Consider the following 26,375-nt stretch of genomic DNA (forward strand, 5'->3'; position numbering starts at 1 on the left):
AAGTGGCGCACTTTTAAAGCATAACTGTGGCTCACTTTTAGACCATAATTGACAAGTTTTGGTGCATTGCGTGCAGAAAAGGGCCTCTTTATCAGTGCCGACGGTCAGGCCAAAGCCCAGGGGCAGGTGCTGGAGATGGCGCAACCTATCAGTTTGATGAAAGGTGCGCTAAACCAGATGACGGAATGGGGAAGCATTACTCAGACGCATCATAATTTCCCGCCAGAGAACAGCAGTTTGAAGCAGCTTTTGACTGACTCAACCCAGCTTAAAGGCCCTGTCCTGTTGATGAGTGCGCCACAGGGTATTGGTGCGGTTACGCCAGAAAGTCTGTTGTTACAAAGTGGCAAAGCAATGTATCTGCAAAGTCAGGGGGAAATAAACCTGACCAGCTCTCAGCGATTTTCGGCAAATGCCTCCCAAGCGGTCTCTCTGCTTTCACAACAGGAAGGGATGCGGCTGGTCTCAGGCAAAGGGCCATTAGAAGTTGAGTCACACGGTGATGTACTTTCCCTGACGGCATTAAAAGATGTCACTGTCCAGTCAACTCAAGGGCATCTGCAATTGACCGCCAAGAACGGCATTACACTGGGGTGCGGTGGGGCATATATCCGTTTAACACCACAGGGTGAAATTGAGATCCACGGGCCAGGACTATTAAGCCTCAAAGGGATGCATAAAATGGAGTCCCCGGCTAGCCAGGATTTCCCATTGCCAGAATTACCCAATTCGGTGTGTAAAGAGTGCCTTAAAAAGGCACAGGCACTGGCGCAAGGCTTTGTGCCAAGGAGCGCATAACAATGAATAACGAGCAGGTTATTAAGTGGGTTGAATTAATTGAGTCATCCTGTACCGATTTAAAAATAAAACACATCGATATGATTATCGATCAGGCAGGAAGTGACTTTTCGTTGCTCCCGACACTCACAAACTTTGAAACTGCCATTCAATGGGGCTCTCTGTTTAAAGACCTTCCTGAAGAAATACTTTTGGAGGATGCGCCGTTGTTGATCCGTATCGATCTCGACAATACGCTACAGCGGCAGTGGATGATTGAATTGGCCATGCAGTTAGCCGGGACAGGGCAATTATTAATGCTCTGTTCAATCTGGCCCTTCGCCAGTCTAGCTGATTACTTAACTCGCTGTACTAACGTGGTCTGTGGCAGCCAGGAGGGGATTTTTCGGTTCTATGACTCCCGGATTTTCCCTTTGCTATTTTCGCATATTCTCGATGCCAAGCAGCAAGCTCATCTTCTGCGCCCGGCTATTTTTTGGAGCTGGCTGGACAGAGATAGCCAACCCCGTCAAATCGCAGGGAATGGCGCATTGCTCAAACGTGAGGAGGAGATATCTATACTGATCCTCGACGACAGGCAACTGGAAAATTTAATGTGTGTCTGTGACGTGAATCTATTACTCAGACACCTCACTGTTCCAGATACCTTAACAATGGGGCAGGAAACATTGTTCTCTGTTTGTTACGAGGGAATGATGGCGGCCACGGAGGCAGGGTTATTGATGGATGACGAAAGGGACAATTTCGTCAAGCAACGCCTCTTGGGAACAGTGACATGAAACTCGACAAATTCAGCCTGCTGGCAGGGCTTTTTCTGCTCTCAGCATGTACCCAGCCCGGCGCTGAAGCACAGGGCGGCGGGGGTGGTACCATCGAAGCCATCAACCACACTCATTGGGCTATCAATAACTTCAGCATCGATGGCCAGTCGGGTATAGATGCTATCGGTCCTTATGATGGAGGTGGCGGCGGGTGTTGCTATGGCGTCTCTGGGCCATGGCGACCGGGAATGACCGTCAGAGTTGATTGGGAGAGTGGTGAGGCTTCAACTAAAGACTTCCCAGGATTTGAAGATAGGGTTAAATACAAAGCTTGGTTAAAAAAAATGAAAGCTAATGATCGCCAACATAGCAAAGTGGTACCTGTGCCTGATTACACCGGGCAAAAAACCTGCGGTATTACGGTGCACTTTATGCCTTGTGATGAGGTGAAAGTCACCACCTCCTGTGCCACCTACAACAGCCCTAATTACCCGATTAAAGAACCGTTGAAGATGCCGGAGCCTAAAGACTGTCCGAAATAAGTCTCTCGGTTAACGACTTATCTCTTAACTAATTAATAAAACGGCGCTTATGATTTCCTGATTTCTTGGCGAGCGGTAAATCCTAAGCCACGTGTATTCATCAGTCTTACCTCAACGGAAGGAACAGTGACATGAAACTCAACAAATTCAGCCTGCTGGCGGGGCTTTTTCTGCTCTCAGCATGTACCCAACCTGGCGCAGAAGCGCAAGGTGGCGGGGGCGGTACCATCGAAGCCATCAACCACACTCATTGGGCTATCAATAACTTCAGCGTCGATGGCCAGTCGGGTATTGATGCTATCGGTCCTTATGATGGCGGTGGCGGCGGTTGCTGTTATGGCGTCTCGGGGCCATGGCAACCGGGAATGACGGTCAGAGTTGATTGGGAGAGTGGTGAGGCTTCAACTAAAGGTTTTCCTGGATTCGCTGATGAGGCAAAGTATCTAGCTTGGTACAAAAAAATGAGTGCCAATAACCGCCAGCATAGCAAAGTGGTACCCGTACCTGATTACACGGGCCAAAAAACCTGCGGTATCACGGTGCACTTTATGCCTTGTGATGAGGTAAAAGTCACCACCTCCTGTGCCACCTACAACAGCCCTAACTACCCAATTAAAGAGCCGCTGAAGATGTCGGAGCCAAAAGTATGTCCGAAATAAGCACAGAAAAGGATATTGCCTGGTATCCGGCACAATTTCCGGCTCAAGGACGGTTACCAACTCAGGCGGCATTGGTAGGGAAAAACTGCCATCAGCAGGATAGCCAAGAACGGGCCTATCGGCAGGAACTGTGCCTGGCCGCAGACCGGCGGGTCGAACCGCCGTGTTGTAACACCTTGCATATCAGCCTGTTCTTCGACGGCACCGGCAATAACCTTAACAACGACCAGTATTTGTCAGACCCTAAACACCCAACTAATATTGCCCGGCTGTTTCGTGCCACCATCGGCACCGGCTATGCCGGGGGCGCGGAAAAAGAACCGCTGGATAGCAGCGACAGCATCAGCAAAAAATATTTCAAATACTATATCCCCGGCGTCGGCACCCCTTTCCCCGAGATTAATGACCTCGAATACAGCATGACCGGGCTGGCGGGAGCTCGCTACGGTGAGGACCGGATAAACTGGGGGTTGTTGCGGCTGATTGATGCCCTGATGCGCACCATGGGCATGGACAAACTGGATGACAGCGCTTGCCTGTCGGCGATAAAAGGAATGAATACCTCCTGGGCATCCCTGGGCTTCGGCGGGTCACATAACCGCTATGAAGAGTTCAGTAAGCAGCTCAAACAGCTGGAATCGAAGCTGCGCACTGCGTTGGCACCGGCGGAGCCGGGCAAGCCGAAACTGCTGGGCATCAAACTCTATGTATATGGTTTTTCCCGCGGCGCCGCCGAGGCGCGCGCATTTGTCCGCTGGCTGAGTGAGCTGCTGCCAAAACCAGAAGCCGAAGGCCTGCAGCCGGAACAATGTCTGGCGGTAAATGATTTAAAAATCCCACTGAGCGTTGAGTTTCTTGGGCTGCTAGATACGGTGGCCTCGGTGGGTATTGCCCATGTGGCACCGGTCGCCGAAGGGCATATGGCCTGGGCCGACGGTACCCAGGAACTGCCCGATGAGGCCACCTATGGCGGATTTATCAAACGTTGTGTGCATCTAATTTCGTCTAATGAGCAGCGGTTATGCTTCCCGTTGGATTCTATTCGTCACACCGACGGTAAATACCCGTCGAACAGCGTGGAAGTGGTCTATCCAGGTATGCATTCTGATTTAGGTGGCGGCTACCCTCCTGGCGATCAGGGTAAAGCCAATGGTACTGGCGATGGGCGTCTGCTTTCCCAGATTGCACTACATGAACTCTATGCTGATGCATTTGCAGCGGGTGCACCATTGAAAGTACCTGCTGATGCTCTACCTACAAATCTACAGCAAGAGAGCTGGAGAAAGTTACCTTTAGATGTTCTAAACCAATTTTTCATTTCAAAGGATCTCATCAATCGTTTCAACGCCTGGCGTGAAGTCACTCTGAATTTGCCGCCAGCCCCACAAGAGTTAACCGCTGAACAGGCTGCACAGTTTGAACCGGTGCGTGCCAGCGTCACGCTTGAAAAAGCGGTGAATAACCAGATGGGGTGGATCACCGCCTGGCGTATTAACCGTTATGCCGGTGATACGCTGAAAAAGACCCGTTTCTATCTAGATGCAACCGATAAAGATAAGTACCCGGCAGATCGTAAGGCTTCCCAAGCCAAGCGGGATGCCGATCAAGCCAAGATAGAAAGAGAACGCAAAGACCAGTTGGCAAAACAGCGAGAGGGTGAACCGTCCAAACCCTTGCCACCGGGTGTGAAGGATTTTGACCCGGATATCGCCCAGACACAATTGGCTGAAGCCGCTCAGGAATTTGGTCATGACTATCGCGGTGAATCACGCAGCCTGACCAGTGCCTGGCAGTTGGTACTGGATAAAATCCCGCAAACGGCCATTTTCCTGATCAATACCGATGACGAGCGGGCAGAATTCAAACGGATGAAAGCCGATGGCGACGCGCATGTCAAGGTGCTGTTCCCGCCGCAGGGCGAAGCGAGCAATGCCGGGCAACCCAGTGGCTTACTTCGTGACTTATATGACGAGCAAGTTCATGACTCCCGTGCGTGGTTCCTGCACGCCACCTTTGGTAGCCGCGAGCCCTGGGGCGGCTATTTCCGCGACCGAATGGTCTACTTCGGCGACAACTGCAATAAAGAACTGTCACTGCTGACCATTGCGGGCAATGTGGTGGGTGTGGCCACGCTGGTAGGCGGAGTTGTCTTTAGCTTTAAACAGAAAAAACTGGCGGGAAAATTGTCAGGACTGGCAGGTACCGCGGGTGTGATGGCTCTGGAAGCCAAAGCGCTGGATTTAATTACCGGAGAGCCACTCCCCATGTTGCCGGAAGCCGATCTGTTGACGGCATTCACGCAGGCACCTGGTGCCGTGGCCAGTCTGCAGAAAGAGCTCCTCGGTGAACAACAGCTCGAACAGGCAAAAACAATGATTGCCTCGCGCTGGGCACAGGCGGAGTCATTACTGACGTCGTAGTCAGGAGTTAAACCATGAAAAATATCATACGACAGGGCGATAGCCTGCGGGAATACGGTGGCAAAGTGTTGGGGGGGCATTACCAGTGTTTTGGTAAAGGTATCGCCTGCAAAGGAGATGCAGCCTTGTGTCATCGCCACGGAATGACCCGCATTGTGGAAGGCAGCGCCATCTCAGAGGTTGACGGGCAGCCTGTCGCGTTACACGGGCACCGCTGCGCCTGTGGCTGCACGCTGGTGAGTTCTTTCCCCGATGTTGGGATAGAGCAATGAGACCCCAGCCAACCTTTCCCGCTTACCGTCATGCCCGACCACCGACAGGTAAACGCTGGCTGGCTGCCGGGGCAACCGTGTTATTGCTGACCGGCGGTATCGCTGCACTGCTACGTCACCCGGAAGCAGGGTACGGCCAGGTGATCATGGTGATTGGCTTTATTACCGTGCTAAGTGCGTTGGTCTGGGGGCTACGCGTCCTGTTTTATCGCATGGCGACGCATAACGCGCAGTTATATCACCATGAAGTGAAACAGGTTCAGCAGCAATGGTGGGCGCGGCACTGCCAGCATATCGCGTTGACCGAGGCGGTCTTAATCGGGCCGGCCGGAACAACGTTAACCCAGTGGCAACGGCTGATTAACCGCGATCACCGTCAACCGGACGTCCGTATTGAGTCCGGTGGCAAGGCACTGCGCTTACTGCACTCGTTTGCCGTCGATATCACGGAAAGAGAAAAGCATCTGGCGAAAACCCTGGTATTACAATGGCGCGAGCAGCATCAGGGGCCACTGGCAATAACGCCGCTGCGTTGTTACTGGTCAGGTTCAGCGGCGTCCTGGTTAGTTTTTTCCACGCAAATGGCCTTGTCCTTTCCCGACGTCGTGTTACCCGCGTACCCTGTCGTGTGGCGAGGTGAGGAAAGCATGACAGAAATCATTGATGAGCTTACGCATTCGGCACCTGAGTCTTTCTTTCTCTGTGCGGGATGCTGCTCACTCCCGGCTTCACATGAAAGCCGATTACCGGCTGGGGAAGCTGCTGTTTTGTGGCTACTGGGCCAGACAGGTAAAGTGCAATTCTCGCGTGGAGAGGTTTTTAACCCTTCCCCTGATGAGAGTATCGTTACCGTTGCCCAGCGAGCATTAGATCAAAGTGAATTAACTCAGCCCCCCGATACCAGCTTTTTATTTTCACAACCCCCTATTCCTGACCTGAACGAAACGGGGTGGAATGTGACTCAGCATGTTCAGGATCTCAACTGGGGTGAGCTTGCTGAGATTGAATCGATGGTGGCTCAAACGCTTGCCGCCTTCTTCGCGGAACACCATGCAATGCCTTGTGGCTGGCTGGCTCGCGATCCTAATCACACACTCGCGCTTGGAATTGTTAAACCCTATGGATCAGGAAAATAAGCCTGCTGAAATATCAGTGGCCCTTACCGTTGTTATCTTTATCACTACGCTGACGCTGGTCATCTTTCTGGGAGGGCTGGCATGGTGGTTCTGGGGGGAGCAAAAATCTACCGACTGGAATGTAGTGCGCAATCTGGTGATGATATGTCTCTTTATCTGGATTATCTCGCTGAGCGTACTGACATTAGGTTTTATTGCCGCCCGTCAGCTCATCAAAGATAAAGTTCAGGGCCCCAAAAGCCCGCTTAAAGCCACTCGCCAGAAAACACCGCATTCTGAATTCATTAAGCTAAAAACCCACTTGCGCCGCCGCTATGGTCTGTTCTGGCGCTACAAAGTGCGGTTGCTGATGGTGGTGGGTGAACCTGATGAAATCGCCGCATTGGCACCGCAACTGGCGGAACAGGGCTGGCTGGAAGGGCAGCGTACAGTGCTTATTCACGGCGGCAGCGTGCAAAGTCCGGCTGATAAAACGGGGCTAAGTGAGTGGCGTAAGCTGCGCCGCGGCGGCCCGTTTGATGGCATTGTCTGGGCGATGACCTTCGCGCAGAGTGGCACTCCCCAGTGGATGGACAACGGCCTGCGAACCCTGGAAAAAATGGGTGCTACGTTGCGCTATCAGCCGCCGGTGTATCTATGGCAGGTCTGCGACAGCGGCTGGAATCAGGATACTCGGGAGCCGCAGCCGGTCGGGGTGGTGTTCCCGGCGAAAGCGACCCCAGATCAGGTGGAGCATCAACTACGCTCTCTGTTGCCTCAGTTACGTGAGCAGGGGATGCAGCAGCTCTCTGTCGAACCACACCACGATTTTTTGTTGCGCCTGGCGCAGTCGCTGGAGCAGGGTGACGCCACCCGCTGGCGGCAGCGCCTGACGCCGTGGTTTACCGAGTATGCCTCTCGTATTCCCCTGCGTGGGTTGATGTTCAGTTTGCCGGAGGTATCAACATCGGCGGCGCATGTGCACGAGAAAAACTGGACTGCATCTGACCGCTGGCAGGGGGTACTGGATGACTGTCGTTCTGCCCGTGGACGCCGTGTCGGGCTGCCGTGGGAGCAGACATTGTGCTACAGCTTGCTGGCACTGATAGTGCTGTGGGGCGTGGGCAGTGTGGTGTCATTTGCGGTCAACCGTCACCAAATGGTCTCTGCCGCGCAGCAGGCACAGCAACTGGCGCAGTCGCAAGCGGTCTCTGACCAGCAACTCATGGCCCTACAAGCCCTGCGCAATGATATCGGGCGCTTACAATCTCGCGTGGCGCAGGGGGCACCGTGGTATCAGCGCTTTGGCCTGGATCATAATGCGCCGCTGCTTGAGGTCCTGATGCCGTGGTATGGCCAGGCCAACAACCGCATTCTTAGGGATGCCACCGCGCAAAGCCTGCATCAGAAACTCAGTGAACTGGCGGAACTGCCGGCTAACAGCCCGCAACGTGCGGCACGGGCAAAAACAGGCTATGACCAGTTAAAGGCCTATTTGATGATGTCACGCCCGGAAAAAGCCGATGCTGCATTTTATGCACAGGTGATGCAGACCACTGAGCCTGTGCGTGCCGGTGTATCTCCTGGTCTGTGGCAGAGTCTGGCCCCAGACTTATGGCAATTTTATGCGCAAAACCTGCCTGCTCAGCCGGACTGGAAAATTAAACCGGATACCGGGTTGGTAAGCCAGGTACGGCAGGTCTTGCTGGGGCAGATTGGTCAGCGCAATGCAGAAAGTACGCTGTATGAAAACATGCTGCTATCGGTGCGTCGCAACTATGCCGACATGACGCTGACGGACATGACCGGCGACACTGATGCTCAGCGTCTGTTCCAGACCTCGGAATCGGTGCCCGGTATGTTTACCCGCAAGGCCTGGGATGAGCAAATTCAGCAGGCAATAGATAAAACGGTGGCCTCCCGTCGCGAAGAAATTGACTGGGTATTGAGTGATAACCGCCGTGCGATATCAGAAGACATTTCACCGGAAGCGTTGAAAAAGCGGCTGACGGAACGTTATTTCACCGATTTTGCCGGCAGTTGGCTGAGTTTTCTCAACAGTTTGCACTGGAATGAGGCGCATAACTTGTCGGATGTGATTGACCAACTGACCTTGATGAGTGATGTACGCCAGTCGCCGCTGATTGCGCTGATGAACACGCTGGCGTGGCAAGGACAGACCGGGCAGCAGAATCAGGCGTTATCGGATTCTCTGGTGAAGTCCGCCAAGGCGCTGATGCATAAAGATCAGACCCCGGCCATTGACCAGAGTGCCGATGGGCCAGTAGGCCCGCTGGACGAGACTTTTGGCCCGCTGTTGGCATTGATGGGCAAAGGTGATGCACAAAACAGGATGTCGTCCGACAGCTCGCTGAGCCTGCAAACGTTACTTACCCGCGTGACTCGGGTGCGGCTTAAACTCCAGCAAGTGGTTAATGCTTCGAATCCACAGGAGATGACGCAGGTGCTGGCCCAAACTGTTTTTCAGGGCAAAAGTGTCGACCTGACGGACACACAGGAGTACGGCAGCCTGATTGCCGCCAGTCTGGGGGAGGAGTGGAGCAGCTTTGGGCAGGTGATGTTTGTTCAGCCGTTAACTCAGGCGTGGGAAACGGTGCTGCAACCCTCGTCGGCCAGTCTTAACGACCAGTGGAAAAACGCGGTGGTGGCCAATTGGAAATCAGCCTTTGACGGACGTTACCCGTTTGCCGCCAGTAAAAGTGATGCTTCATTGCCGATGCTCGCTGAGTTTATCCGCAAGGACAGTGGGCGTATCGACAGCTTCCTAAGCCGTGAACTGGGCGGTGTGCTACATAAAGAAGGTACACGCTGGGTACCGAGTAAGGTGAACAGCCAGGGGCTGACCTTTAATCCAGACTTCCTGGCGGCCATTAACCAACTGAGCCAAATCTCCGATATTTTGTTCACTGACGGCAGTCAGGGATTGCGGTTTGAACTGCTGGCCCGTCCGGTTCCGAATGTAGTGGAAACTAATTTGGCGATTGATGGACAAAAATTGCACTATTTCAACCAGATGGAAAGTTGGCAGAGTTTCCGCTGGCCGGGTGATACCTATAAACCCGGCACGCTGTTGACCTGGACTGGTGTGAGTTCAGGTGCCCGTTTGTACGGTGATTATCAGGGAACATGGGGGCTGATTCGCTGGCTGGAACAGGCAAAACAGAAAAAGTTGGATGAAGGCCGCTATCAACTGACCTTCACCACTGCGGATAACCAATCACTACAATGGATATTACGTACCGAGCTGGGCAAGGGCCCGCTAGGTTTGTTGCAATTGCGTAACTTCACCTTACCGGCACAAATTTTTCTGATACAGGGCCCTACCTCCGGGGCTTCTGATGTATCAGACCATGATGGCGTGATGGCGGAGTAATGCTTCTCATCATCCCCGATATTCACCGACTGGAACCGTTATGGCCACGATAACTACATTGATCACCGCCTGTGCCGCGGCCCCTGAGTCACTGTTACCGCAGGCAGAACAACAGGTTGAGCTCTGGGAACGCTGGTTGCAGCCGGTGACGACTGACCAGCACTGCGGAGAAGACCTCAGTTACAATGACGACTTCCAGCAGATGCGTGAAGAGGTCAATAAACTCTCAGGTGCTGATACCACGTTAGCCAGCGAGCTGGCAGAAAAACTGTTAACCCTGCATGGCAAAGATGTGCGGGTGGCCACCTATTACATTTGGGCGCGTTTACACCGTGATGGCGAGGCTGGGCTGGCGGATGGACTGGCACTGCTGGCCGGGCTTATCAGCCGTTTTGGTGAAACCCTGCATCCGTTGCGCGCAGCCAGTCGGAAAACTGCGCTGGAATGGCTATCGAGTTCTCGCGTGCTGGACAGTTTGTCGCTCTATCCTGAAGTGGATAATGCGGATTTTGGACGCATCGTTGGCGCACTGGCGTTAATCGAACAGAGCCTTAGCGGCTGGGATGACGCATCCCGTCCGCAGTTTGGTGGATTGTATCTTGCCTTGGAACATCGTCTGGCGCAGTCCGGTGGACCGAATGCGGTAGTGCCACAAAACAGCAGCGGGTCATCATCGGCAGGGAGTCAGGGCCAGACTGCTATGGTTTCACCGGAGTTGCGGCCAGTCCAGTCGGGGCGTGACCTGCTCGACCAGGCTAAAACGTTAGCAAAATACCTGCGTAACCAGCCGCAGGGATGGCTCTCCGGGCATCATCTTATCAAGAGCGTGCGCTGGGATACGGTACACCAGTCACCGCCGTTGGATGTGAGTGGACGAACCCGACTGGTACCGCCGCGCCCGGAATATCGCGCGCTGCTCAAACGTCTTTATCTGCAACAAAACTGGCTGGAGTTGTTGGAACAGGCGGAATCGATATTTGCCGAAGGGGTCAACCATTTCTGGCTCGATGTGCAGTGGTATCTGCATCAGGCACTCAGTAAAGCGGGAGCCCCATGCGATGGCTGGGCAGCTTGTATCACCCAGGATTTACGTCTGTTACTGACCCGGCTGCCGGGGCTGGAAGGGTTATGCTGGAGTGACGGCACGCCGTTTGCTGATGAGGTGACGCTGGGGTGGATAAACCAGCAGGTGCTGGAGTCGGTGTCGGGCTGGGGCAGCGAGCCTGCTGCCGTGGTGTCATCTGGTGAAGATGGCATTCTGTTGCTGGAGCCAGAAGCTCTGGCTCAGGCGGACAGTGAAGGGATTGAAGCCGCACTTAACTGGTTGCAATCCCGTCCGGGTATTACCACTGCCCGCCATCAGTGGTTGCTGCGTTTGGTGATGGCCCGGGTGGCGGAGCAGTACGGCAAGAACGATATGGCACTGCATCTGTTGAGTGACCTTGATAGCAGCGGCGCATTGCTAACCTTGCCGCAGTGGGAGCCGGGGCTGGCGTTTGAAGTCAAAGCCCGAAGTCTGAAGCTGCTGCGGATGAAAGCACAACGCAGCGACAGTGACAAAACCCGCCTGCATGTCGAAATGGAAAGCCTGCTCAGTGGGCTTATTGCCCTTGACCCGGCCCGTGCGGCCGTATTATGCGGATAACCGAAAAGAAAAATATTGCATAAAAAACGTGTTTTCCCTTGCTCCACGCTATTTCTGAAACACTGTTTTCCTGTATTTCACCCTTTCCATTAGCACAATGAAAAATATCATTATGGACGATTTAACCCTGCGTTATTTTGACGCCGAAATGCGCTACCTGCGCGAAGCGGGCGAAGAGTTTGCACGTGCGCACCCTGATCGGGCTGCCGGATTAAATCTGGATAAAGCCGGGGCACGTGACCCCTATGTGGAACGTCTGTTTGAAGGCTTTGCCTTTCTGATGGGCCGACTGCGGGAGAAATTGGATGATGACCTGCCGGAGCTGACTGAAGGGTTGGTCAGCCTGCTGTGGCCGCACTACCTGCGCACCATTCCGTCGCTTGCCATTGTGGAGTTCACCCCACAATGGCAGGGGATGAAAGAGCGCATGGGGGTGAGCAAAGGTTTTGAAGTGCTTTCCCGCCCCATTGGGGAGCGTGAAACCCGTTGTCGCTACACCACCACGCAGGATATGGACTTGCTCCCGCTGACACTACGCCGTGCCGAATTGGACAGCGAACCCGATGGCCGATCGGTTATCCGGCTGCGCTTTGATTGCAGCGCACTGGCCGACTGGAGCCGTATCAACCTGAGCCGCCTGCCGCTCTATTTTGATGCCGATGCGCCACTGGCTTGCGCCCTGCATGAGGCGCTGACCCTGAATACTGCCAAACTCTGGATCCGTCTGCCGGGGCAGGCTGATCGCCAGCCGCTGGACGGCTATTTTGCCCCGCTGGGGTTTGGTGAGCAGGATACCTTGTGGCCGAAGGCCGACAGTGCGTTCAGTGGTTATCAGCTCCTGCTGGAGTATTTCACCTTCCGCGAAAAGTTTATGTTTGTTGCGTTGAAGGGGTTGGAGGGGGTCGAACTGCCAGCAGAACTGCCCTGGTTTGAGATTGATGTGGTGCTGGAAAAACGCTGGGAACATGATTTTTCATTCTCCGAAAAGAACCTGCGGCTGCATTGTGTGCCGGTGATTAACCTGTTCCCGCTGGAATCGGACCCGCTGTCGCTCTCTTCATTACAGACCGAATATCAGCTACGCCCGATGCGCATTCAGGACGGCTATACCGAAATTTATTCGGTGGACTCGGTGATATCCTCGCGCCATAGCGGGCATCAGGTGTATGTCCCGTTCACCAGTTTCCGCCACAAGGGCGGGATGCTGCGCCATGATGCGCCGGAGTATTACTACCATACGCGAGTCAAACGCGGGCCTTCGGGGCTGCACGATACCTGGCTGGTGCTGGGGGGCGAGGCGTTTGATAACCACAGCGTACCGGATAATGAAAACTTGTCGCTGAGCCTGACCGGCACCAATGGGCAGTTACCGCGTAAAGCGCTACAAAGCACGGTGCTGGATACCGCAGTGAAGTCTACCGGTGCCCAGGTGCGGGTGCGTAATCTGTCGGCGCCTTCGTTGCCGTGCTATCCGCCCAACCGTGACCGTTTTCACTGGCGGGTGCTGAGCCATTTGGGCAGCAGTTTTTTGTGGATGATGGATAACGCTGAAGTGCTGCGCGGCACGCTGGCGCTGTATGACTGGACGGACAACGAAATGAACCGCCGTCGGCTGGAGGCTATCGCTGAGGTCAAACACAGCGAGATTGAACGCTTTGAACGGGGTTACTTGCTGCGCGGGGTACACATTGAAATCACCCTCGACAGCAACGGCTTTACCGGTACCGGGGATATTTGTCTGTTCGGGGAAATGCTCAGTCGCTTCTTTGCCCTGTATACCGATATTCACCTGTTTAATCGTCTGACTCTGATACTGCAACCGACAGGAGAACGTTTGGAATGGGAAGAGAATCACACGACCCGCATTCCCGGCTGATCACCCGGCTTAAGCGGGATATCGGACAGATCAATTTTTACCGCTTCTGTCAGTTGCTGGAGCAACAACCGGGAACCTTACCGCTCGGAAGTACGAACAGCCCGGCGGATGATCCGGTGCGTTTTCGTCCGCATCCGGGCATGGGGTTCCCGGTCAGTGAGCTGAAGGCGCTGGAAACTGACCCGGAGCAGCCTCAGGCGCCGCTGACGGCACGCACTACCTTTATGGGGTTGTACGGTGTGGATTCGCCACTGCCGACGGCCTATATCGATGATATTACCCAGCAGCGCGAAGGGCATGAGGCGCTGGAAGGGTTCCTCGATATTTTCAACCATCGTTTTATGACGCAGTTTTATCGTATTTGGCGCAAATATTCCTATCCGGCCACTTTTGAGTCGGGCGGCAAAGATAGCACCTCCCAAAGCCTGTTGGGGCTGATTGGCATGGGTATTCCCGGTTCGCAGCAGCATTTTGCCACCCCGACATCACGCTTTCTGGCCCTGCTGGGGGTGATGCGTCAACCGGGGCGAACTGCCGAAGGGGTGCAGGCACTGGTGCGACTGCTGGCCCCCTTTACGCAGGCTGATGTGACGCCCCATTGCCTGCGCACAGTTCGCCTGAACTCACAGATGACATTTGCCGACGAAGGGGGCAACTGGCTGGACGGTTACACCGTACTGGGCGATGAGGCCATCGATGCCAACAGTCAGTTATTGATTTCTCTGCAGACGGAAGATCGCGACGAGGCCGGTGACTGGTTACCGGATGGCCGATTGTATACCGATTTTCTGGTGCTGTTGCGGGTGTATCTGGGCTGGCGCTATCGAGCCTGTATTCAACTGACTGTCGCAACACGGTTGCTGCCGGCGTTGGTGTTGGATGAGACCCCGGTCAGGTTGGGACTGACCGGGGTGCTGGGGCTGGATGACGATACGCTGTCAGACGATATACCTGAATACTATACCGTGGAGCTGGGACACTACAGTGGACTGACTCCACAGAAATACCAAGAAGGAAACCGACGTGTTAGCTATGACTTCGAAAAATAAAATCTGTACTTCGAAAAATAAAACTTGGGCTGCCTGGAAAAATAAAATCTGCATCCCAGCATTGGTCTTATTGCTCAGTGGCTGTGGGCTGACGCAAGCCGTGACTGATGGCACCGTGTCTGCCACAAAATCACTGTTTTATAAGCAGATAAAGATACTGCATTTGGATTTTACCGCCCGTGAAGCTCTGAATACCGATGAGCACGAAGCGAACTCATCATCGGAACCGGTGATGGTGCGGGTTTATCAGTTACGTGATGATAAAACCTTCTTAAAAACGGTGTATCAACAGCTGGCGAGCGACGGGGAGGCGACACTTAAAGATGACCTGCTGGCCAGCCGCAGTGTGGTGGTGAAACCGGGCGGTGCGGTAACCTTGGATATGCCGATGGAAAAAGAGACCCGGTTTGTGGCGGTGGTGGCACTGTTCCGCCATCCGGATATGGCTAAAGACCACTGGCGTTTGATACTCACTCTGGACGATTTGCATCCCGATAAACCCCGTACCCTTGAGTTGGGTAATAACAGCCTGACATTGCGGGCGGAGGCAAAGTAATGCCGGACGCCTCCTCGCCGTCACTGTATGAGCAATTACTGGGCAATTTCACTGGCGGGCTTGAACTGCATCAGGTCAGTGAAGCTAATCAGGTCATTCTCTCGGTGCTGGATAATATGCAGCGCATTCTCAATTGCCGGGCGGGAACACTCAGTCATCTGCCCGATTATGGTCTGCCGGATATGAGCGAGATCCTACAGGGATTACCGGGCAGTGCGCACGCGCTGCTGACCACGCTCTCAGCCACGCTGCTGAAATACGAACCGCGCCTGAAAAGCTTGCAGGTGCTGCTGTTGCCGCAGACCGCTCCCGGCCATCTGGAGTACGCCATTGAGGCGGAACTGAAAGGTCTGGGACTGGTGCGTTATGGCACGGCATTTATGCCAGAAGGGCGGGTGTTGATTCGTCATCTTAAACAGCAGTATCTTGATAAAACAATGGGAGTCTGAAGTGCATTATCGGGTTCTGGACTCTGGAGTCCCCACTCTTTATTTCTGTTTCTGATAAGGATATTTCGATGAAACTGCACACCGGCATCAGGCTGGCGTTACTGCTCAGTATCATTATCAACACGCCATCAATGGCACATTCCGGGCGAACCAACGCAGAGGGCTGTCATAGTAACCGTAAAACGGGTGAGTATCACTGTCATGGTGGTCGAAGTCAGCAGGTTGATTATGTTGGCCAGGATGCCACGCCAACCCCGGTTAAAAAAGAAAAGTCACGTTCGGAGAAAAAAGAGAACGGAACAAGAACGGCGGAAAGTGGGAGATCGGTGAACGAACGAAAGGCCAGTAACCCTTTATTACCTGCGGTTTCCCCACCACCGGATGTGAGGGCACAATGCGCAAACAATAAGGATCTCAATGCGTATTGGGAACCTGTTACAGAGCGATGCTTGGACAGGTCTACAGGAAGAGAAATGACTCACTGAATATAATCGACAGATACTAGGCTGGGCATGACTTCGATACCCCAGATAGCCACAGTATCGTGATCCCCGAGTGTCATTGTACTGACCATCGGATACTTTTACCTTTCTTGAGTTATTACCATGACACTCTTACCTGAACACCACCTGAAAACGGGTACAGATCCTCGCCACTTGGCTGAATTCAGCGCGTTACGTAACGAAATGGGCAAGTTACATCATCCCGCCCGTCCAGATGTTGACTGGGCGCGGGTCGAGCAGCTTTGTCTTGCACTGTTTCGCCAGAATGGCGTTGAGCTACAGACCACGGTTGATTTTACACTGGCACGGACGCACATTGCCGGTCTTGCCGGGTTGTGTGAGGGGCTGGAGCTGCTGGCGGGATTAATCTCTCATCAATGGAGCGCCTTGTGGCCACCGCAAACCCATGCGCGGGTGGAGTTACTGGCTTGGTTGAGTGACCGATTGCAACAGGTCTGGCGCACCATGACCCTGTGCTATGGTGATCTGGCGCTGGTTTACCGCGTTGAACAGGCGCTGGAACAACTCTGCACGCAACTGCAAACGCTGGAACTCAAGCATCTGAGTAAACTGGACGGTGTTCGCCTCATGTTACATAACGCCGCATTGCGGCTGGAGAGTGCCGAAGCGGCCGCTGATACACCCGACCGATTGACTGTACCAATACGGCACGCCGCACGCTCGGAACCACAGCAACAATCACAGCCCCCCTTCGCGCCGATCACAGCCAGTGCTCCGCTGGTCTATATTGTCAACGAACCGGCTCCGCCGAGTGTACAGGTGGCTTTCGCTCCAGCTGAGCCACCACCCCCTCCGCGCTGGAAGGCCGGGCACGGTTTTATCGCCGGGTTATCACTGATGGCGGTGCTGATGACGGGCGGTTTCGCTATCTGGCAATCACTCTCATCCGATCCGTTGCGGGAGGCATTACTCGCCAATGCCAGCCCTCTACCCACACCGCTGGCCGCTAAATCAATTGATGAGCTGAAACAGCAAACCTCAGACGTCGCACTGGGACGTTTGACTGAACCCGTGCTGCAAGCCAGTGGCTCACAGTTAGAACAATTGGCGATATTGCCGCCGTTATGGGCACAAATACGGGGTGATGCACTGTTATCACAAGCACAACAATTGTGGCCCGCCAGCCAAGAAGTTAAGCGCTTGAGCACATTGTGGCAGCAACAACGAGAGGCTGGAGCTGCCCCGTTGGTTGAGTTGAAACACTATGCACTGGCGCAAGAGCGCTTACGGCAACTGGCCGATCGCCTAAATGGATTGGATGAGAAAAAGGGGCGCTATATGACGGTCTCTGAGCTGAAATCTGTCGTTTTTGCGATTCAACAACCGCTGGCACAGATATTACCGCTGGAAGAGTTGTTGCGTCAGTATCAGGCACAGTCCGAGTCAGGGCAAACTCCATCTTCAGCACTGCGCCAACAGATTGACAGCCGGTTTACTCAACTGCTGAACCGATATGCGTTGCTCACGTTGCCCGAAACGGCATCGCCGTAGGTGATGCGTGACTGGCCATGCACACCGCTTGGACAAAAGATTTAATGCCGTGCCGGGAAAGGTTGACCAGGGATATTGCATCAGGAAGCTGCGATGAGTGAAGAATACAGAAACCATCGTACTGCGTGGACCGTGGGCGAATTGACGTTTGTGGAAGCCCACTATGGGAAGATACCCACTGCGGAGATAGCCACCCATTTGGGCCGTACCCTGACCGCAATAAGATTGGCAGCCCAGGAGTTAGGGCTTTGTAAGGTGCATGCGGTTCCTTGGACTGAAGAGGAAAAAGAGGTCATCCGGACACATTATGCCGATGGTGAGGGAATAAGCTTTGTGGGCCAGTTATTGCCGGGGAGAACGCGGAAAACCATTTTTGCCATGGCAAAAAAAATGGGGGTCAAAAGTGCTCGGAGCTGGCAGAAAAATGAAGTCCGTATTTTGACGCAGTTTTACCCCAAAGTGGGCACTAAAGTGGTTCAAAAACTGCCTCGCAGAAGTGTTGAGTCGATCAAAATCAAGGCCAGCCAACTGGGCCTGAAATACACGAAACTCAAAGTGCGTGAGACACCTGTGCAGCGCTGGACTGATGACGAGTGGCGCTTGTTGGAGAAGAACCTGCACTTGTTCCCCTCGGAGATGACGCTATTATTTCCAAATCGTACAAAGTTAGCGATTGAAAAAGCAAAAGAAAGATTAAGGTACCGCCAACTCAAGCAGAAGACGCAAGATAACTGAGTAATGGGGGCAAAGTGGTCAACATAGCCTGTTATGTATTAGTCACGACTTGATCTGACACTGGGCCTTGAAAGGTTGAGAGTTACCGGTTTTGATATGGGTGTCGAATCCTTATACAAAACGCGAGGTAACTCTCATGATTCATACTAACAATCCCATCATCAAACACAAAGCCGGTTTGCTTAATTTGGCTGAAGAGCTGAACAATGTATCCCGAGCCTGCAAGATTATGGGCGTCTCCCGCGATACCTTTTACCGCTATCAGGAACTGGCCGAAGAAGGCGGTATTGATGCTCTTCTTAATCGTAGCCGTCGTGTGCCTAACCTAAAGAATCGTGTCGATGAAGTCACTGAACGTACTGTTGTTGACTATGCAGTTGAATTCCCTGCACATGGTCAACACAGAACCAGTAACGAATTGCGTAAAAAAGGTGTATTTATCTCCGGAAGCGGCGTTCGCTCAATCTGGCAGCGGCATGACCTTGAAAACTTCCGTAAGCGGCTGAAAGCACTTGAACAAAAAGTGGCAAGTGAAGGCATCGCACTTAACGATGCCCAGATCGCAGCCCTGGAGAAAAAAGCACACGACGATGAAGCTTGCGGGGAAATCGAAACGGCTCATCCCGGTTATCTGGGCTCACAAGATACTTTCTACGTTGGTAACCTGAAGGGCGTAGGTCGCATCTACCAGCAGACGTTCGTGGATACCTTCTCGAAAGTGGCGCACTGCAAGCTGTATACGAGTAAAACACCGATCACAGCCGCTGACGTGCTTAATGACCGCGTGTTGCCGTTCTATGAGGCGCAGGGCCTGCCAATGTTGCGGATACTGACCGACAGGGGGACAGAGTTCTGTGGTCGCGTGGATCAGCATGATTATCAGCTGTATCTGGCCATCAACGATATTGACCATACGAAAACGAAAGCGATGTTGCCGCAGACGAATGGCATCAGTGAACGCTTCCACAAAACTATTTTGCAGGAATTTTATCAGGTTACGTTCCGCAAGAAGTTATATGGGGATATCGACAGTCTGCAAGCCGATCTGGACAACTGGCTGCGATATTACAATAATGAACGAACCCATCAGGGAAAAATGTGCAGTGGACGGACGCCGATGGCGACATTACTTGATGGAAAACGGCTCTGGACAGAAAAGAATCTGAACCAGATTTAATCTGACAGATACCTGTATAAATAACCGGTAACTGTCAGATCAGGTCTAAGCTACTACACCTGTTAAGCAATAATCATCCGCAACTGCATGTTTTAACATGGTTGTTGCATTGATCAATTGAATCTACAGTAGCCATTTTAATATGTTGTTTTCTATTTCAATACGTTGAAGTTTCTTCTTTAACTTACATATTTCAATTTTTTCCGAGGTGATGGGTGAGGCTTTAAGCGTTTTTTCCTGACGTTCATTACGCAGTTGTTTTACCCATCGCGTCATTGTGGAAAGGGTAACATCCATAGCACTGTCCGCTTCAGTAACAGTGTGGTTTTGATCAACAACAAGCTGAGCGGATTCGCGTTTGAACTCTGCGCTTCATGGTTTTGTAGCTATAGTACATATGGGTTGAAAAAATTAACAAATCTCAAACCCGAGTTGAACTAATCGTTTCTGCTCTGTTGGTTTAAGCGTTTTAACTCCCCATATTAGCAGATGCCGAGGCCGAGAACTCGCTACATAGGCGAAACGTGCCGCTTCGGTGCTTGGGTCATTAAGCCAGTCTTTCCAGTGCGACTGGTTACCTGATTTGAGAGAAGAGATAACAACAGTCGCATCATGCGTTTCACCCTTCACTTGATGGATTGTTGCATAACGATGCGTTACTACTGGTTGCAGCTCTACCATCGATAAGCGAGTGGACAATTTGTCAGACCCCTGACCTGAAGGTGCCGAAAGATTGATCTTTTTCAAACCGGATAATTTTTCCGCGATTTCAATCGGTATGAAAGATTGGTCAGGAAGTTGTCGTATGGCTCGTTTTGTGATGGCTGCCCACTGCGTCCACGTCAACTCAACATCTGATGATCCACAAATACTGAGAAACTTCAGACAGTTGAAAATGAACTGTCGCCAAACCAATGTTGAATCAATTTCAATGGGGCGGTAAAGGTTCATCGGTGCCACTTCGAGCGATAATTTTAATGCAATCCACTGGGAAAAAGAATTGAGGGCGAGTCTAACTCTCTCTAGATTTTTACTCTCCACCGACACACATGACATGGCTAGTTCTTCCACTGTGTTTAATGTCACGCCGCGCGTTAAACGTTGGAGCGTACTGTGGCCCCTGGCGACAACCACAACATTTTCATAGCCTTGTGTAAGTTCGGTAATCCGTTGAGTTAGCTCCGATGGACACCGCTGATATTGAATGATCTTTGGTTTAAGTGATTCAATATCTGGGTTTCCAGCCCCTCTTCCAACATTGAGCAAATCACTGCAAAGATTGGCAATTGCCTGACTGCTGCGCCAGTTGGCGCTTAGCGCGAACTCCCTGAAATGCAAATCATTCAGCAATTTCTGTACGCGCGCTGGATCTGACTTTCTGAAACCATAGATGGACTGATTCAGATCACCAACAAAATGAAATCTTATCCCTAGACGGTCTAGGTACCTGATAACAGCTAACTGTTCCGCGGAGAGATCCTGACACTCATCTACAATCACTACCGGAAACCGACGAGCCACCCTAGCAAAGTATTCCCCGAATGCCTCGTTCTTAAACGCTATGAGGGCGAGCATGTCGATATCTTTGTAGGTCGCAAATCCCCCTCTCCAGAGCCTCTTTTTGGTATCGATTAAATCTCGCATGTTCTCTGCACTCAACAGAGCTGCGTTGAGTGCAATATCTGTCAGTTCGCCAGTCGAGAACACGAAGCTATTACTGTCCAGATCGTAGTCATACTTGCAGGCAGATATTGTTCTTCCACAGATCCTTGTGTTTGTACGAAAAATATCAGCCGACCTGTCTAACAGACGAATACGAAAATCCCCATTTTTCCCCGTATATCCGGTTATCTGGCTAGCGATCTTTGCCACTACATGCGTTAACAGGAAGCTGTCGAAAGTTGAGATACAGTGAGGGTGTGAGACTGGCTCACCAAGGTATTCAGTCAGGCGTTCTTTCAGCTCATCTGTGGCACTGTTACAGAAGGTCAGTACAGCAATACCGGACGGGAATTGTTGCCAGTCACGTATTGCACGGGTAACACGTGCAGCAACAACTTCAGTTTTGCCACTTCCTGGGCAAGCCCTCAGATAAATATGTTCGTTGAGTGGGGCATCGATGTAGGCTTGCTGCTCTTCAGTTAGCGTCATCATGCGACAATCTCTTGTGGGATGTTGCAAGCCCACAGGATGGCTTCGCGAATGTATTCAGGGACCACGAAGTCCTCAAGGTGCTCAACCAGAGCATCGGCTAAAACTTGGGCATAGAGTCCTTTGCCCATATCATCCGAATCAATGCGCTGTAGAAGATACCAAGCGTAATCAGCTTTTTCTGCGTTAGGCATCTCAGCAAAACTTAACTCAGAACTTGCTCGCAAGACTGCTTCAACTGGCCCTCTTGTAGGCCAATGAGCTGCCGCTACCTCAAACATCTTGCGCAAGTTATTCCCTTCTAGTGCAATGTCGTATTCGAAGGTTTTGTATTTCCCTGCGTACAGCCTTGCATATTGTGACTGTGCGATAAGCGGAATCAATGTCAACGCAGGATTGTTACCGGCCTGGAAAGCTTCCGCGTGTGGAAGATAAGGCATGGACGTTTCCTTGCCTTCCTCATTAACAATCTTCTCAATCGATTTGGGCGGATCATTGTCTGTCAGCCCTGCACAACGAACTGGAATACTTCTGCTCTCCCCTGTCCCTTTGACATCGCAAAATAACTGCATGAAATGGTTAAAGTAGATACCGTTTAAATTGATTACCGATACACCATAGTCATCCAAGGAATCACGCCCTTTCCCATATGCCTCTAGCACGATACGGGCCAGTTCAGGAACAACAATGGCTTCGGCAATACCTTCTACCAGAATTACGCCTTTAGAAAACAGTAAATTAGACTTAGTGACATCCAGCCAGCGGTCAATAAATCGCCGGCTTGCGTCAGGTAGCCCGCAATGACGCAAAGGGATAGCGGTAGGTTTATCCGCCCGTGAAATATGGATGATATTGTTAATAGACACTGCGGACGAGATAACAGTCGAGTGAGTCGTAATAATAACCTGAATACCCCGCGCCTCTGCTACAGCCTTCAAATGCCGCAGTAGACGGATTTGTAGCTGAGGATGCAGGTGAGCCTCGGGTTCTTCAATCAACAACAGACGAAGGTATGTTTTCTCGACCTGCTCTTCTTCGACATCCAGGATCAGCTCAGCCAAGATTGAAGCGATATATAGCAGATTATTGTATCCAAGGCTGTTTTCTTCCAAAGAACGGAATTGCGTGGCATCAGCATCTGAGAGATCGGGATAATACAGCAGCCTGAGTCCTTCAACGATTTTAGAAAAATTGACCTCCGAAAATTGGATGATAGTACTCTGGGACAAATTCATGCCCAACGCTTCCTTGAGGTTATCTCCAATCCTCTGATTGGCCTGCTTAATGGCATAATCTTCGCTTTCAGCCAGCTCCTTATTAAATGCTCCTACGCGTTGCTCAAGTGGATGGGCAGCCCCAGCCTTGCGACAATCTTCTAGTTCCTTTCGACACAATGCTTTCAATAGACGTGCTAGGCGGGATTGCCTCCCTTCTCTCAGTTTGACTTCAGCATCACGTAATGGTGGCAGGTAGATGCAATGGATAAGATCGAGAACTTCAATCTCTACCGGTTTGATACGTTGAGCCCCGCCCCAAATCTGGTGTCGGTAGTGCCCACGTGACTCACGATTTGCTGCTGAAAATGCCAGTTTCGCTTCTGGTTCCTGCCCACACCAATCAATAAAGGCAGTGCTTTCATCTTGGTTGAGCTCAGTAAACGTTGCTTCAATATGAATAGATTCAGCAGCAACTGCATTATGGATAAAGCTACGGTAGAAATCTCGGTCACGAATGGCGCGTTTACCCGATTCTGAATCATTAAACAGTTGACGGATAGCGCTAATGATAGCTGTTTTACCTGCTCCGTTCTCACCAACCAAGACGTTAAGACCATCGCTCAATTCAATCGAAAAATTATTGTCAAAGCATTTGAACCCATTGATTTTTATAGTATGTAGATACATGAGAATCCTGTCTTTACATGAATAGGTAAAATGCCAATTTCGAATTAATTATTTTTTCATTATTAGCATGTCTGAAGCCCGGAGTACTAGGTGGTTTCATCGGTATGTATCAAAATGGTTCATCACCAAAAAACTCATGAGAGCTATCTGCTTTCATAAGTTTAGGTTTACCCAGCCTGATTGGGTACTCAGTCTTCTGGTATACAACCCCTTTAATTATATGGAAAGTCATCTCACTCGCATTTAACTGAAGGGAATAGTCTGTCAGGGATATATGTTGACGGGATATGGATGATTTATCAGAAACGATTTCAATTTTCCGTATTTCTGGCTCCAACCAGGAATAACTTGCCTCGTCGTCATAGTCGTATTCAAAAAAGTTTACTGAATATCTCGTGTTTTGAACGTCCGCATTCAGAACTGCTGATGATTTATTGAAGAGAACAATGTTGTAGGGAGTGGAGACTTCATTTTTCTCATCGGTTTGCTGTGTTGATTTAAAACTGATTCCGTCAAGTTTATATATGTCTGATAAGGATAGGTATTCGGAAATAGCCTGAGTAATGAGATATTCAGTGTCAGTTTTTTTCCCTGAAACTGGTAGTGTCAGTTTGCGGGAAAGCTTTCGTAGAAAGCAGGCCGTGGCAAACTTTTCAGCCGTCTGAGGATCGAATAAACTATTTTTGATAGGACTCAGTTCATCCAGAGCGGAAATTTCCAAAATCCGTAAGGGCTTCAAAGGGCTGAACTGCGCTACAACGACAAGGCTACCTACCGCTGGTCTTACTTCGGCGATGGCGATATTGGGGGACGTGGCTCCGTAGAAGACGGGAATGCCTTGCGCATTCATACGGCCCGAAGTAGCTAGTAAATGCGGGGGTGGGCCGAAGTGTCTCTCAGGATGTTGAAGTGCTTCTTCTACCTTGTCATAGCTGTCAAAGGCCCTCGCCCTAAATACTGGCATATCATTATTAAGATAATTAACCGCGTTCCTGCCGTCTTGTGTCCGGTGTGTTTCAATACCGCTAAATATTTTGTTAAAAAAATCCTTTACGTGATTATTAAAAAATCGTGCTTCGTTCTGGAGAGACTTTTTTATCTCTTCCCATTTATTATCCAGAGCTTCGGAAGAGTGGTCTTTTTCTTTGTAAACGTAATCCTCGCTGTAAACATCACCGCCCAGCCAGTCATTATAGTTTTCCTTCAGAGCTTCATGAATCTCTGCGGAAATATCTTCATCTACTTCGAGGCATTCAGCAATAATATCCTCCGCTGGATTACCGAAACTGTAGCCGGGATAGAGTCCCTCATCAGTTCTACATCTGTAATAGGTGGAAAACACTGTGTGCATGGATTCAGCTAACTCGTGCAGAGAGATTGTTTTTCTTCTGTTCCTACAGTAGCTACAACGATCATTGGCACTACCCTTTTTTTTAATCATGGCACTGATAAATTTTTCACCCACACATTGGTGGCAGATGGACTTATCATTTCCCATTTTCACCCTCTTCGATGCTAAATGAAGTGGTCGACTTAAACTTGCCACCACAAACTGCAATTGTAACAGCCTATGCTAAGCTACCTATGAAGTATTTGGTAGGTATAGTAGTAGTTAATGTTATGATAATGCTAATGTTCTATGAGGATTAATTTAATAAGAGACTCATTATGTCAATTTCACTTGAACTGCAAAAAATTGCTGATAAGTTAACCGTATTTGAGAATAATGAATTAGATGAGATTGATCATTTAATCGATATAACAGAAGAAATATCTAAGTCATTTTCAGGTTCATGGTTTGGCTATCATTCTCGAGTCTATTACAGAGATTTCAACACTCCTCCATCAGGTGCCATATTTAGTGCTGAATGGGGGTTAATGGATTCATTCTCAATGGGGTCGGTTGGTGATTGGGTCGAATACCAGTATGATGCCGTCATTAATTATATTCATAATGAATGGAATGATAATGAGTTAGATGAATATATAAAAAGTTCTAATAAGGCAACCTCAATATTCGAAGTGTGTAAAAGTGACACTTTATCTCTTATTTATTCAAATAAAGAGACTCTTGGTGAAGATAAGTTCTTGATGGATTTAATCGAGAAAATAGAAAAAACAAAAGTGATTGTTGAAAACCAATTTATAAGTTATTACCGACCAAATCGTCAAATAATGACTCGTGATATGAATGCGATAAACAATGGTTTACAAACGCCACCTCATATTGCGGTGTATTGCAAGGCAATGAGTATAAAATCACCATATATGTCTTGTGGAGAATTAAAGGTAAATCTGATAAAGCTTTCTAATCATATTAAAAATAAAGAAAAGAAATCAGTTATTGAAGAGAGAATCGGTGTGAATATTTTCATCGGTCATGGACGCTCTCATATGTGGAGAGAGCTTAAAGATTTTGTCCAGGATAAGCTAAGACTTCCTTATGATGAATTTAATCGTGTTCCAGTGGCCGGAGTTACAAATATAACTCGGCTAGCTCAAATGCTGGATCAAGCATGCATTGCCTTTTTAATCATGACAGCTGAAGACGAGTTACTGGATGGCAATAAGCAAGCTAGAATGAACGTTATTCATGAAGTAGGATTATTTCAAGGACGTCTGGGTTTTGAGCGAGCTATAGTCTTATTGGAGGAGGGTTGTGAGGAGTTTACGAACATTAATGGTCTTGGCCAAATAAGATTTCCTAAAGGTAACATTTCCGCAGTATTTCAAGATATTCGAGAAGTCTTGGAACGAGAGGATATAATAAAGTAGAAATTTTAATTTATACTCTGTACTGAAAAGAGTCGCTTGGGATGTTTTTTTCGCAAGTGGCTTTTATAGACTATACGAAACG

20 protein-coding genes and 2 pseudogenes are annotated in these 26,375 nt (G+C 50.6%); 18 read left to right on the top strand and 4 right to left on the bottom strand.

All coding sequences use genetic code 11. The annotated features are described in order from the left end of the window. Positions 1–54: 54 nt before the first annotated feature. The 17 genes and pseudogenes from AACW11_RS12305 to AACW11_RS12385 form a co-directional block, all read left to right on the top strand. Positions 55–798, top strand: a pseudogene (locus AACW11_RS12305) (DUF2345 domain-containing protein); the annotation flags it as partial. 2 nt (positions 799–800) lie between these two features. After that, positions 801–1,577: a DUF4123 domain-containing protein gene (locus AACW11_RS12310; RefSeq protein WP_212586816.1), complete on the top strand. Its 777-nt coding sequence runs from the start codon at positions 801–803 to the stop codon at positions 1,575–1,577. Beyond that, the gene (locus AACW11_RS12315; RefSeq protein WP_212586817.1) at positions 1,574–2,101 is read left to right on the top strand and encodes a DUF3304 domain-containing protein; all 528 of its coding nucleotides are present in this window, start codon (positions 1,574–1,576) and stop codon (positions 2,099–2,101) included. The genes AACW11_RS12310 and AACW11_RS12315 overlap by 4 nt, the downstream gene beginning before the upstream one ends. Positions 2,102–2,232: 131 nt before the next feature. Beyond that, positions 2,233–2,760: a DUF3304 domain-containing protein gene (locus AACW11_RS12320; RefSeq protein ID WP_212586818.1), complete on the top strand. Its 528-nt coding sequence runs from the start codon at positions 2,233–2,235 to the stop codon at positions 2,758–2,760. Then, positions 2,748–5,180 carry a T6SS phospholipase effector Tle1-like catalytic domain-containing protein gene (locus tag AACW11_RS12325; RefSeq protein WP_212586819.1) on the top strand — a complete coding sequence of 811 codons (2,433 nt, stop codon included), beginning with the start codon at positions 2,748–2,750 and terminating at the stop codon, positions 5,178–5,180. Before AACW11_RS12320 ends, AACW11_RS12325 begins: the two co-directional genes overlap by 13 nt. Before the next feature lie 14 nt (positions 5,181–5,194). Further along, positions 5,195–5,452, top strand: a complete 258-nt coding sequence (locus AACW11_RS12330) for a PAAR domain-containing protein (protein ID WP_025377078.1) — start codon at positions 5,195–5,197, stop codon at positions 5,450–5,452. Continuing rightward, positions 5,449–6,588 carry a hypothetical protein gene (locus tag AACW11_RS12335; RefSeq protein WP_212586820.1) on the top strand — a complete coding sequence of 380 codons (1,140 nt, stop codon included), beginning with the start codon at positions 5,449–5,451 and terminating at the stop codon, positions 6,586–6,588. Before AACW11_RS12330 ends, AACW11_RS12335 begins: the two co-directional genes overlap by 4 nt. Then, positions 6,572–9,961: an ImcF-related family protein gene (locus AACW11_RS12340; RefSeq protein WP_212586821.1), complete on the top strand. Its 3,390-nt coding sequence runs from the start codon at positions 6,572–6,574 to the stop codon at positions 9,959–9,961. Before AACW11_RS12335 ends, AACW11_RS12340 begins: the two co-directional genes overlap by 17 nt. Before the next feature lie 40 nt (positions 9,962–10,001). Next, positions 10,002–11,606, top strand: coding sequence for a type VI secretion system protein TssA (gene tssA / locus AACW11_RS12345; RefSeq protein ID WP_212586822.1), 1,605 nt, complete (start codon positions 10,002–10,004; stop codon positions 11,604–11,606). A gap of 112 nt (positions 11,607–11,718) precedes the next feature. After that, positions 11,719–13,482 carry a type VI secretion system baseplate subunit TssF gene (gene tssF, locus AACW11_RS12350; protein ID WP_212586823.1) on the top strand — a complete coding sequence of 588 codons (1,764 nt, stop codon included), beginning with the start codon at positions 11,719–11,721 and terminating at the stop codon, positions 13,480–13,482. Further along, the gene (gene tssG, locus AACW11_RS12355) at positions 13,446–14,531 is read left to right on the top strand and encodes a type VI secretion system baseplate subunit TssG (protein WP_212586824.1); all 1,086 of its coding nucleotides are present in this window, start codon (positions 13,446–13,448) and stop codon (positions 14,529–14,531) included. Before tssF ends, tssG begins: the two co-directional genes overlap by 37 nt. After that, positions 14,515–15,087, top strand: coding sequence for a type VI secretion system lipoprotein TssJ (gene tssJ / locus AACW11_RS12360; protein ID WP_212586825.1), 573 nt, complete (start codon positions 14,515–14,517; stop codon positions 15,085–15,087). Before tssG ends, tssJ begins: the two co-directional genes overlap by 17 nt. Then, positions 15,087–15,536 carry a type VI secretion system baseplate subunit TssE gene (gene tssE, locus AACW11_RS12365; protein WP_212586826.1) on the top strand — a complete coding sequence of 150 codons (450 nt, stop codon included), beginning with the start codon at positions 15,087–15,089 and terminating at the stop codon, positions 15,534–15,536. The genes tssJ and tssE overlap by 1 nt, the downstream gene beginning before the upstream one ends. 68 nt (positions 15,537–15,604) lie before the next feature. Beyond that, positions 15,605–16,021, top strand: a complete 417-nt coding sequence (locus AACW11_RS12370; protein WP_212586827.1) for a DUF1283 domain-containing protein — start codon at positions 15,605–15,607, stop codon at positions 16,019–16,021. A gap of 120 nt (positions 16,022–16,141) precedes the next feature. Further along, positions 16,142–17,551 carry a VasL domain-containing protein gene (locus AACW11_RS12375; RefSeq protein WP_212586828.1) on the top strand — a complete coding sequence of 470 codons (1,410 nt, stop codon included), beginning with the start codon at positions 16,142–16,144 and terminating at the stop codon, positions 17,549–17,551. Between the two features lie 93 nt (positions 17,552–17,644). Then, on the top strand, positions 17,645–18,286 hold the full coding sequence (locus AACW11_RS12380) for a hypothetical protein (RefSeq protein WP_212586829.1): 642 nt from the start codon (positions 17,645–17,647) through the stop codon (positions 18,284–18,286). Positions 18,287–18,422: 136 nt separating this feature from the next. After that, the gene (locus AACW11_RS12385; protein WP_212586830.1) at positions 18,423–19,463 is read left to right on the top strand and encodes an IS481 family transposase; all 1,041 of its coding nucleotides are present in this window, start codon (positions 18,423–18,425) and stop codon (positions 19,461–19,463) included. Positions 19,464–19,598: 135 nt separating this feature from the next. On the opposite strand, the pseudogene AACW11_RS12390 reads toward AACW11_RS12385, so the two are convergent. The 4 genes and pseudogenes from AACW11_RS12390 to AACW11_RS12405 form a co-directional block, all read right to left on the bottom strand. Beyond that, positions 19,599–19,835 (bottom strand): annotated as a pseudogene (locus tag AACW11_RS12390) (transposase); the annotation flags it as partial. Between the two features lie 39 nt (positions 19,836–19,874). Next, positions 19,875–21,617 (bottom strand): UvrD-helicase domain-containing protein, encoded by a 1,743-nt coding sequence (locus AACW11_RS12395; protein ID WP_212586831.1) that lies wholly within the window; start codon positions 21,615–21,617, stop codon positions 19,875–19,877. Next, complete coding sequence (locus tag AACW11_RS12400) at positions 21,614–23,518, bottom strand: ATP-dependent nuclease (RefSeq protein WP_212586832.1); 1,905 nt, start codon at positions 23,516–23,518, stop codon at positions 21,614–21,616. The genes AACW11_RS12395 and AACW11_RS12400 overlap by 4 nt, the downstream gene beginning before the upstream one ends. Positions 23,519–23,627: 109 nt before the next feature. After that, positions 23,628–25,016, bottom strand: a complete 1,389-nt coding sequence (locus AACW11_RS12405; RefSeq protein WP_212586833.1) for an RES domain-containing protein — start codon at positions 25,014–25,016, stop codon at positions 23,628–23,630. A gap of 170 nt (positions 25,017–25,186) precedes the next feature. On the opposite strand from AACW11_RS12405, the gene AACW11_RS12410 reads away from it, so the two are divergent. Next, positions 25,187–26,293: a TIR domain-containing protein gene (locus tag AACW11_RS12410; protein ID WP_212586834.1), complete on the top strand. Its 1,107-nt coding sequence runs from the start codon at positions 25,187–25,189 to the stop codon at positions 26,291–26,293. The last annotated feature ends 82 nt before the right edge of the window (positions 26,294–26,375 follow it).

Source organism: Yersinia sp. Marseille-Q3913, assembly GCF_963892745.1.
In the GTDB taxonomy this organism is placed as follows: domain Bacteria; phylum Pseudomonadota; class Gammaproteobacteria; order Enterobacterales; family Enterobacteriaceae; genus Yersinia; species Yersinia bercovieri.

Coding starts and splice junctions, on each gene's coding strand:
- AACW11_RS12400 (WP_212586832.1), bottom strand. CDS start 23,518: ATGTATCTACATACTATAAAAATCAATGGGTTCAAATGCTTTGACAAT.
- AACW11_RS12380 (WP_212586829.1), top strand. CDS start 17,645: ATGAGTGAAGAATACAGAAACCATCGTACTGCGTGGACCGTGGGCGAA.
- AACW11_RS12395 (WP_212586831.1), bottom strand. CDS start 21,617: ATGATGACGCTAACTGAAGAGCAGCAAGCCTACATCGATGCCCCACTC.
- AACW11_RS12410 (WP_212586834.1), top strand. CDS start 25,187: ATGTCAATTTCACTTGAACTGCAAAAAATTGCTGATAAGTTAACCGTA.
- AACW11_RS12375 (WP_212586828.1), top strand. CDS start 16,142: ATGACACTCTTACCTGAACACCACCTGAAAACGGGTACAGATCCTCGC.
- tssG (WP_212586824.1), top strand. CDS start 13,446: ATGGGAAGAGAATCACACGACCCGCATTCCCGGCTGATCACCCGGCTT.
- AACW11_RS12335 (WP_212586820.1), top strand. CDS start 5,449: ATGAGACCCCAGCCAACCTTTCCCGCTTACCGTCATGCCCGACCACCG.
- AACW11_RS12325 (WP_212586819.1), top strand. CDS start 2,748: ATGTCCGAAATAAGCACAGAAAAGGATATTGCCTGGTATCCGGCACAA.
- tssF (WP_212586823.1), top strand. CDS start 11,719: ATGGACGATTTAACCCTGCGTTATTTTGACGCCGAAATGCGCTACCTG.
- AACW11_RS12330 (WP_025377078.1), top strand. CDS start 5,195: ATGAAAAATATCATACGACAGGGCGATAGCCTGCGGGAATACGGTGGC.
- AACW11_RS12340 (WP_212586821.1), top strand. CDS start 6,572: ATGGATCAGGAAAATAAGCCTGCTGAAATATCAGTGGCCCTTACCGTT.
- AACW11_RS12405 (WP_212586833.1), bottom strand. CDS start 25,016: ATGGGAAATGATAAGTCCATCTGCCACCAATGTGTGGGTGAAAAATTT.
- tssA (WP_212586822.1), top strand. CDS start 10,002: ATGGCCACGATAACTACATTGATCACCGCCTGTGCCGCGGCCCCTGAG.
- AACW11_RS12370 (WP_212586827.1), top strand. CDS start 15,605: ATGAAACTGCACACCGGCATCAGGCTGGCGTTACTGCTCAGTATCATT.
- AACW11_RS12385 (WP_212586830.1), top strand. CDS start 18,423: ATGATTCATACTAACAATCCCATCATCAAACACAAAGCCGGTTTGCTT.
- tssJ (WP_212586825.1), top strand. CDS start 14,515: ATGACTTCGAAAAATAAAATCTGTACTTCGAAAAATAAAACTTGGGCT.
- AACW11_RS12320 (WP_212586818.1), top strand. CDS start 2,233: ATGAAACTCAACAAATTCAGCCTGCTGGCGGGGCTTTTTCTGCTCTCA.
- AACW11_RS12310 (WP_212586816.1), top strand. CDS start 801: ATGAATAACGAGCAGGTTATTAAGTGGGTTGAATTAATTGAGTCATCC.
- tssE (WP_212586826.1), top strand. CDS start 15,087: ATGCCGGACGCCTCCTCGCCGTCACTGTATGAGCAATTACTGGGCAAT.
- AACW11_RS12315 (WP_212586817.1), top strand. CDS start 1,574: ATGAAACTCGACAAATTCAGCCTGCTGGCAGGGCTTTTTCTGCTCTCA.